The 7,806-nt window shown below is 70.4% G+C and carries 9 protein-coding genes and 1 pseudogene; 3 read left to right on the top strand and 7 right to left on the bottom strand.

Annotation, left to right across the window (positions count from 1 at the left end):
* Positions 1-436: pseudogene (locus tag G3I65_RS05225) on the top strand (hypothetical protein); the annotation flags it as partial.
* A 40-nt stretch (positions 437-476) separates the two neighbouring features.
* On the opposite strand, the gene G3I65_RS05220 reads toward G3I65_RS05225, so the two are convergent.
* Positions 477-1,613 (bottom strand): glycosyltransferase family 4 protein, encoded by a 1,137-nt coding sequence (locus G3I65_RS05220; protein WP_160695085.1) that lies wholly within the window; start codon positions 1,611-1,613, stop codon positions 477-479.
* A gap of 160 nt (positions 1,614-1,773) precedes the next feature.
* On the opposite strand from G3I65_RS05220, the gene G3I65_RS05215 reads away from it, so the two are divergent.
* Positions 1,774-2,469 (top strand): bifunctional 2-polyprenyl-6-hydroxyphenol methylase/3-demethylubiquinol 3-O-methyltransferase UbiG, encoded by a 696-nt coding sequence (locus G3I65_RS05215; protein ID WP_160695084.1) that lies wholly within the window; start codon positions 1,774-1,776, stop codon positions 2,467-2,469.
* On the opposite strand, the gene G3I65_RS05210 is transcribed toward G3I65_RS05215, so the two are convergent.
* Positions 2,466-3,527 carry a DUF3068 domain-containing protein gene (locus tag G3I65_RS05210; protein WP_160695082.1) on the bottom strand — a complete coding sequence of 354 codons (1,062 nt, stop codon included), beginning with the start codon at positions 3,525-3,527 and terminating at the stop codon, positions 2,466-2,468. The two genes, G3I65_RS05215 and G3I65_RS05210, sit on opposite strands and share 4 nt — an antisense overlap.
* Positions 3,528-3,776: 249 nt before the next feature.
* Between G3I65_RS05210 and G3I65_RS05205 the strand changes: the two genes are divergently transcribed.
* The gene (locus G3I65_RS05205) at positions 3,777-4,280 is read left to right on the top strand and encodes a hypothetical protein (protein ID WP_239070528.1); all 504 of its coding nucleotides are present in this window, start codon (positions 3,777-3,779) and stop codon (positions 4,278-4,280) included.
* Here G3I65_RS05205 and G3I65_RS05200 read toward each other — a convergent pair.
* From G3I65_RS05200 to G3I65_RS05180, 5 genes are all read right to left on the bottom strand, one after another.
* Entirely contained in the window at positions 4,277-4,828 is a 552-nt protein-coding gene (locus G3I65_RS05200) for a dihydrofolate reductase family protein (protein WP_160695081.1), read from the bottom strand. The genes G3I65_RS05205 and G3I65_RS05200 overlap by 4 nt on opposite strands.
* Positions 4,829-4,913: 85 nt before the next feature.
* Complete coding sequence (locus G3I65_RS05195; protein WP_160695080.1) at positions 4,914-5,126, bottom strand: helix-turn-helix transcriptional regulator; 213 nt, start codon at positions 5,124-5,126, stop codon at positions 4,914-4,916.
* On the bottom strand, positions 5,126-5,605 hold the full coding sequence (locus tag G3I65_RS05190; protein ID WP_160695079.1) for a DUF2975 domain-containing protein: 480 nt from the start codon (positions 5,603-5,605) through the stop codon (positions 5,126-5,128). Before G3I65_RS05190 ends, G3I65_RS05195 begins: the two co-directional genes overlap by 1 nt.
* Before the next feature lie 40 nt (positions 5,606-5,645).
* On the bottom strand, positions 5,646-6,824 hold the full coding sequence (locus G3I65_RS05185) for a CdaR family transcriptional regulator (RefSeq protein ID WP_160695078.1): 1,179 nt from the start codon (positions 6,822-6,824) through the stop codon (positions 5,646-5,648).
* A 96-nt stretch (positions 6,825-6,920) separates the two neighbouring features.
* Positions 6,921-7,550, bottom strand: a complete 630-nt coding sequence (locus tag G3I65_RS05180; protein ID WP_160695077.1) for a bifunctional 2-polyprenyl-6-hydroxyphenol methylase/3-demethylubiquinol 3-O-methyltransferase UbiG — start codon at positions 7,548-7,550, stop codon at positions 6,921-6,923.
* Positions 7,551-7,806: the final 256 nt, after the last annotated feature.

Below are 7,806 nucleotides of genomic sequence, written 5' to 3'. Positions count from 1 at the left end.
GGCAGCGCTGGGCGCGTCACGGCGCTCGGGCGCGGCCCCGGAACCGGTGCACGACAGCGCGTTCTTCCGGCTGCGGCTGGGCCGCGCCGACGTCGCCGGCCTGCTGCGCACGCAGCCACCCGAGCCGGACTTCCCCGCGCGCAGCAGCCGAGTCGCCCGCCTGGGCACCCGCCTGCTGGCCGGCCGGCTGGGCTCGACGTTCCTGGTGTCGAACCTCGGCCTGGTGTCCACCGCGGACACCGTGCGCTCATTGGCGTTCTACCCGGCCGCGAGCGGCCGCTCCGGCGTGGCGTTCGGCGCCGCGACCACCGGCGGTACCACGACCGTGACGGTCCGGGCCCGCCGTCGAGACTTCGACGCCCCGGCCGCGGTCCGGCTGCTGGCCGAGTTCGGCGACGCGGTACGGGACCAGGCCGCGCGGCACCGACGTGAATGACTCATTCATGTCGTCAGACGACATGAATGAGTCATTCACGTCATCGGGGCTGGGCGAGTTCCGGGGCGCCGGCCAGCACCCGCGGCCGGGGCGCGTCCCGGCCGGAGACTTCCCGCACCAGTGAAGCGAACTCGGCCGCGCTGCGCTCCCAGCTGAACGTCCCGGCCCGCTCCGCGCCGGCCAGGCCCATCTCCGCGCGTCGCAGGCCGTCCGCGAGCAGGCCGTCGACCTGCGCGGTGAAGTGGTCGAAGTCGTCGGCCAGCAGGCCGGTGCGGCCCTCCACAATGGATTCGGCGACGCCGCCGGCGGCGCGGTAGGCGACCGACGGCACGCCGTGCGCCGCGGCCTCCATGATGACGATGCCCCAGCCCTCCTTGACCGACGGGCACAGGTGCAACCAGGAGCGCGCGAGGATCTCGTGCTTGGCCCGTTCGTCGACCCAGCCGTGCAGCACCACGCGGTCGGTGACGCCCCGGGACGCCGCGTGCGCGCGCAGCACCTCGTCCCACGGGCCCTGGCCGACCACCTCCAGCCGCAGGGACGGCCAGCGCCCGGCGAGCCGCGCGACGACGTCGATGGCGTGCTCGATCCGCTTGTGCGGCACCAGCCTGCTCACCGCGACCAGGGTCGGCTCGGGCGCCCGGCCGGACTCGCACGCCGGGGGCGCGTCCAGCCCGTTCGGCACCACCGCGACGCGGTCCGGCTCGACGCCGAGGCCGGCCAGTTCGCCCTTGGTGACCTCGGAAACCGTGACGTAGCGGCACTTGCGGAACAGCCACGGCGCCAGCCGCGACTCGATCCACCAGCCCGCCCGGCCCAGCGCCTCGCCGAGCGCGCTGATCCACTGTTCCTTGTGGACGTGGTGCACGAGCACCAGCACGGGGCAGCCGGCCACCAGCCGGGCGAAGAACGGCATGCCGTTCTGCACGTCGACGACGAGATCGGCGCGGGCGCGGCGGATCGCGCGCAACGCGTGCGCGTACACGCCGAACTTCCCGCCGCGGCGCCGGTAGCGGACCCCGTCGCGCCATTCGCCCGCAGTCGCGCCCGGGTAGGCCGCGCACTGGATTTCGACCCGGTACCCCGCTCTCGCGAGCCCTTCGGCCATCCGCTCGACGTACCGCTCCGACCCGCCGCCTTCGGGGTGGCCGGTGTCGCGCCAGTTGACGAGGAGCACGCGAGGACGTTCCATCGGGTTATCCCAACTGTAGCGACGGTGCTAGGTTACTGGTGCGTACACAGTAGATGAACGTATTCGGGAAAGCGACGGTTCAATGGTAGGTAATCCGGTGCTCTCCGCGACGGCGCGGCCCCACCGCGCCACGCTCGGCCGTTCCGTGACGCTGTTCCGGGCGTTCCTCACCGAGCAGACCGACCCCGACGGCTTCTATTCCACGCTCGCCGCCGACTCTGTCCGGCAATTGGCGTCCCACACGCCGCTTTCCGGGCGCACGGTGCTCGACGTCGGCGGTGGCCCCGGCTATTTCTCCGACGCCTTCCGCGCGGCCGGCGCGGTCTACCTCGGCCTCGACCCGGACGTCGGCGAGCTGTCCGCGCGCGGCGAGCCGGGGGAGAACATGATCCGCGCCAGCGGCACGGAACTGCCGGTGCGCACCGGATCCGTGGACGTCTGCTACTCCTCCAACGTGCTGGAGCACGTCGCCGAGCCGTGGGTGATGCTCGACGAGATGTGCCGCGTGACCAAACCCGGCGGCACGGTCTTCGCGTCGTTCACCCCGTGGTATTCACCGTGGGGCGGCCACGAGACCGCGCCGTGGCATTTCCTCGGCGGGTACTACGCCCGGCAGCGTTATGCCCGGAAACTCGGGAAGCAGCCCAAGAACAAATTCGGGGAAAGCCTGTTCCCGGTTTCCGTCGGCGCCGCGCTTCGCTGGGCGAAAACGACGCCGCTGGCCGATCTGGTGGCCGGGTACCCGCGCTACCACCCGGGCTGGGCGATGGGGATCGTGCGGATTCCCGGCCTCCGCGAAATCGCGTCGTGGAATCTGGTGCTCGTGCTGAAGAAGCGTTAGGTGCGGGCGAAGGCCACCTGACGCCGCCGCGGCGCGGGTGGCTCGGCCGGGCGGCGGCGGACCAGCAGGACGATCGCGACGACGATCAGCACGCCGCCACCGATCCCCAGCCAGAGCGGGCCGGTGCTCGAGAGGAACTCCAGCCTGCCCTTGTTCGCGTTCACCTGGTCCACCATCTGCGAGATGGTCTTCCCGTTGTAGGCCAAGGTTCCGTCGAAGACGACGGTCGGGGTCGTGGTCCCGGTGCGCAGCTCCTGGTGCTGCTGTTGCTGCTGCTTCACCTGGATCCCGGTGACCGGCTCGACCCACATCGTGTTGACGCCGCGGTAGTAGAGCTCGGCGTCGGCGGTCGGCTGGGTGGAGCCGACGAGCGAACCGGGCACCTCCTTCGTCGCGATCTTCGTGTCCGGGATGTCCTGGACGTACTTGTAGGTCTCGATCCCGTTCACCGTCTCGGTGCCGGTGTACCGCGCGGTGACGGCCGCGCCGGTGTTGTCGTCGTAGACCTGGTAGTCCTTCTGCTCGGTGCCGAACGGGAACTTGAAGTTCAGCCCGGGCTGCGCCTTGTAGTCGTTGGTCTCCGCCGGCGTCTCGCCGTCCTTGTCCGCCTTGTCCTTGAGCTCGACGACGTAGCTGCTCTTGGCGTCGCACGGCGGATCGGTTTCCCCGCGCGGGTCGTAGCCTTCCCCGGTGCGCCGGTCGAAGCAGACCTGCCGCTTGCTCGCGCTGACCACGGTGTCGTCGGCGTCGTCCTTGACCCGCACGGCGAGCAGCCAGACCGCGTAATCGGTGTCCTGGCGCATCTCCGGCGCGGCGAAGTTCGCCTGCACGTGGGCGACCGCGGTCAGCTTGGCGTTCTCGCGGATCTCGGTGACCGGGCCCTGCCCTTTGTCGGTGACGGCGAGGACCTTGCTCGCGGTGCCCTCGAGCACCGACGTCGAATCCTGGTCCAGCGGCACTTTGGCGAGCTTCGGGTAGACGTAGGCCGGCAGGAGCACCGCACCGGCGACCGCGAACACCCCCAGTGCCAGCAAGATCAGGCCGAAAGCTCGTCGCAACGGTCCTCCAGGGTCGTACTCCGGACACAAATTACCCGGCGGTAATCAGTGCACGGATAGTGGCCCGCGCCACGTCGCGCGTCAAAGTGTGACCGGCGGTCACAGCTACGGCGTGCCACCGGAAGGTCGCATGCGCGCCGCCGTTCGGACCAAGCGACCAAACAAGTTTGTTCCCGGGCACAACGGGCACGGCCCCACCATCGGACGATCCGTATCCGCCGCGCCGTAGTGCAGAGGAGAACTTCCCTGTTGTCGCAGGACCCTTCGCTGGTCGCCATCGCGGCCACCGCGCGCTGGCGGGCCCGGATCGTGGCGGCGGCCGCGAGCGCGGGCATCACCATCACCGACCCGCTGGCCGGCGTGCCGGGCATCCACGTGCTCAGGTGTGCCCCCGGCGACCTCGCCGTCCTCGTTCCCAGGCTGGGCGCGGAACCCTCCCGCGCGGCGATCGGCGCGCATTCGGACTCGATCGCCGACCGCGAACTGCGCGACGCGGTGGCCGACGTCGCGGCCCTGCTTTCGTTGCACGGCAACGTGGTCCTCGACCTCGACGCGGGCCGCCGCGACGGCCCGCGACCCGACGTGGTCGTCTCGGCCGCCACCGACCGTCCCCAGTGGACGGAGCCGGCGGTGGCGCTCCCGGTGGGCACGGACCGGCGCGGGGGTCCGCTCACGGTGGAGCTCACCGCCGGTCCGGGCTTCGAGGGCACGCTGCTGGAACTGGCGCGCCTGGTCGAGGTGGACGCGGCTTAGGCCGGCGCGTAGACCAGTTCGAGGATCCCGGACGGGAAAGCGGTGCTCTTCACCAGGCGCAGCTTCACGGCCTCGGGCAGTTCCGGGAACAGCGCGGCACCCTTGCCCGTGACGGCGGGCAGCACCCACAGCCGGTATTCGTCGACCACGCCGAGCTTGATCAGCGAGTGCAGGAACGAGGTACCCCCGGTGGCGACGAGGTCCTTGCCGGGCTCGGCCTTGAGCTTGGCGATCTCGGCCGCCGTGTCGCCACTGGCGATGCGGGTTTCCGGCCAGTCTTCGGCCGAGGTCAGCGTGCGGGAGAACACGACCTTGGGGATCTCGTTCATCGCCTTGGCGGACGGGTGGTCGCTGGTCGGCCAGTACCCGGCCATGATCTCGTAGGTGGTGCGGCCCATGAGGAAGGCGCCGGCGTCCCAGAGCCGGTTGACGAAGTACTCCTCCTGCTCGGGGTCGTCGATGCTCATCATGACGTCCCGGATCCCGTTGTCCCCGTCGGCGCTCTTGCCGTCGAGGGAGACGTAGAAACCCAGAATCAGCTTCCGCATGGCCCTGCCTCCGTGTGGTCCGTCGCTGCGTCGAGCACACCATCGCACCGACAAGTGCAGGAGTCAAGACAAAAAAGATTGTCGGTCAGAGTTCGTCTTCCACCCACTCCAGCAGGTCGCCGGGCTGGCAGCCGAGGACCCGGCACATCGCTTCCAGCGTGCTGAATCGCACCGCCTTCGCGCGCCCGTTCTTCAGCACCGCCACGTTCGCCGGGGTCAGGCCGACCTTCTCGGCGAACTCGCCGACGCTCATCTTCCGCTTGGCCAGTTCGACATCGATGCGCACGACGATCGGCATCAGATGACCGCTTCCATGTCGGACTGCAGCGTGGTGGCCCGCCGCAGCAGGGCTCGCATGACGACCAGGAGCAGGCCGAACACCGTGATCGCCACCGTCACCAGGAACAGCACCATCGGCATGCCCGGGTCGTCCGCGTTGAAGCCGACGAACAGCAGCATGCCGACGAAGACCAGCCACGCCGCGGCCACCGCCCAGACGATCACGTCGACCCACTTCAGGGACGCCGGCGTGAAGATCCGGTCGTTCTTGACCAGCGTCAGCAACTTCCACGTCGCGACCAGCACGACCTCGACGCACAGCACGAGGAACACCGCGATGGCGGTCAGCGGCCAGCGCAGGTTCGCGTCGTTCGGGTTCTGCGACGTCGTGTAGGCGATCCCGCCCGGCAGCGACAGCGTCTGGAACACGACGAGGACGCCGAAGAGCAGCACCAAAAAGACTCTGAGCGCGCGCACGGCCCACTTCTCGGGAATCATGGCGCCGACTATCGCTCGATATCTATCGAAAGTCAATAGGTCAGTCGAGCTCCGGGTCCAGTCGCACCGACTCGAGCGCGACGTACAGCTCGCCGACGTCGACCGGGTCGGTGAGGTCGCGCTTGGTCAGTTCCTGCACGCGCCGCAGGCGGTAGCGGACCGTGTTGGGGTGCACGAACAGCCGGTCCGCGGCCTCCTTTGCGGAGCCGTGGCCGGCGAACCACGCGAGCAGCGTGTCGAGCAGGACCTTGCGTTCCGCGCCGGGCAGGGCGAGCACCCCGGACAGCGCGGAGCGGACGACGTCGCGGGCCATCCCCGGCGCCGCGGCCACCAGCGTCGTCACCGGCGAATCGCCGAACACCACCACGCCCGCGGTCGCCGACGGCAGCGAGCGGCGGGCGATCCGGGCGCGGTGCAGCGCGTCCGGGACGTCGGGGAACCCGCTGAACGGACGGCTCATCCCGGCCGCCACCGGCAGCGAGCCCAGCACTTCGCGCAGCCGCCGGACGTCCTCGATCCGGTCGATCGCGACCAGGCCCGCCTCGCCGCCGGGCCGCCACGCCGACCGCCAGCGGCGGGCCCGCAGCAGCGCTTCGACGGAGTCCTGCTCCTCCGGCTCGACGCGTTCGGTGACCACCGCGACGAACATCCCCGCGGTCGGCAGGCCCAGTTCGCGCGCGGCCGCCTCCATCTCGGCCTGGCTCGCGAGCCGCCCGCGCAGCAGGTCGTCCAGCAGCCGCGCGTTCGCGTGCGACGGCTCGGCCGCGACTTCTTCGTACGCCGTGGTCAGCGCGTCGGAGTAGAGGTCGATCGCCTTCCAGACGTAGGAGTTGATCTCGATCGTCCGGGTCGGGTTGAGGAACTCCGGGCCGGCGAGTTCGAGCAGCGCTTCGTAGACGAAGGTGCCGCCGATCCGGAACGCGCGCAGCACCGCCGGCAGCGGGATGCCCTGGCGCGCCTGGACGAGCCCGGTCTTGCGGGCGGCGTCGAGGGCGAGGCCGCGGCCTTCGACCAGCGCGGTCAGCGCCCGTTCGAGGTTGGCCCGGCAGACCTGGCGCAGTTCGCCGGGCGCGACGTCCTCGACCTGGCGGTAGAACTCGTCTTCCTCGCTGAGCAGGCGGGCGAGCCGATCGGCGAACTCCGGCAGCCTGGCCAGCATTTCGCGGACGAGCTCACGGTGCTCCCGCGGTACCGGCCTGGCCAGAGCTTCGATGCCCATTCCTCACTTTAGCTCGGGTCCCCGGCTCGGGACATGCACGAACTTGAGCAAAATTCATATCCGCCGGGTGATCGTGCTCGTGAGGCCTTGACGAACTCAGGCCGGTTTGCGCGCGGTCAGGTAGAGCTGCGGCTCGGCTCCGGCGCCGGGGTGGTCGGGGACGAACTCGGCCTGGTCCTCGCGGATGATCTCCAGGCCGGCGTCCCGCAGCCGCTCGGCGAGCGCCTCGGCGGTGAAGCTGCTGGCGCGGATCGGGTGTCCCATGAAGACGAAGTCGACCTCGTCGACGTCGGCGGGCACGGTGGCGAACAGCAGCAGGCCGCCCGGCTTCAGCCACGTCGCCAGCCTGCCGATCATCGTTTCCTGGTCGGTCCGGGGGAGCTGCAGCATCGAGAACAACGCCGTGATCGCGTCCCAGGTGCCGGGTTCGAAGGACAGCTCAAGCATGTCGCCGAGCTCGAACCGGGCGGCGGGGACCTGGGTGCGCGCGAGCTCGACCATCTTCGGCGCGACGTCGTACCCGGTGACGTCGTGGCCGGCCGCGACCAGGAGCTCCGCGGTGGGTCGGCCGGTGCCCGCGCCGAGGTCGAGCACCTTCGCCTCCGGGGGCAGGTCCGCGAGGAGGTCGGTGATCGCCGCGCGCCGGGCGGTCGCGGTGCGGAACGCGGTTTCGTAGTCCTGGCCGAGCGCGTCGAAGACTTCGGCGGCGGATTCGGGACGAGTCATGCCTGAACTCTGCCAGATGAAACCGTCCGCAAGGAGTCGACTTCTTCTTGCAAGTTCCGGGCAAACTCTTGTCTGATGTGCGAGCGTCGCCTAATCTTCCGCCGCAGTCCCTCCGGCGAAACGAGGCCCTGGATGTCGCGACGCACCTTCGGAGCCGCGCTCGTCGCGGTCACGGCGCTCGTCTCGGTGGCGACACCGGCGGCCGCCGCCGACCGGCCGGTCGTGACGCGGGCCGCGCTCGACCCCGCGCTGGTCG

The sequence above is a fragment of the Amycolatopsis sp. SID8362 genome (genome assembly GCF_010550475.1).
In the GTDB taxonomy this organism is placed as follows: domain Bacteria; phylum Actinomycetota; class Actinomycetes; order Mycobacteriales; family Pseudonocardiaceae; genus Amycolatopsis; species Amycolatopsis eburnea.
The sequence above is the reverse complement of the archived record's forward strand: the minus strand, read 5'-3'. Positions and strand labels throughout refer to the sequence as shown.

Bases quoted from the DNA above. Each gene is read 5' to 3' on its own strand.
- G3I65_RS05200 (WP_160695081.1), bottom strand. From the start codon at position 4,828: ATGCGGAAGCTGATTCTGGGTTTCTACGTCTCCCTCGACGGCAAGAGC.
- G3I65_RS05180 (WP_160695077.1), bottom strand. From the start codon at position 7,550: ATGACTCGTCCCGAATCCGCCGCCGAAGTCTTCGACGCGCTCGGCCAG.
- G3I65_RS05185 (WP_160695078.1), bottom strand. From the start codon at position 6,824: ATGGGCATCGAAGCTCTGGCCAGGCCGGTACCGCGGGAGCACCGTGAG.
- G3I65_RS05195 (WP_160695080.1), bottom strand. From the start codon at position 5,126: ATGCCGATCGTCGTGCGCATCGATGTCGAACTGGCCAAGCGGAAGATG.
- G3I65_RS05190 (WP_160695079.1), bottom strand. From the start codon at position 5,605: ATGATTCCCGAGAAGTGGGCCGTGCGCGCGCTCAGAGTCTTTTTGGTG.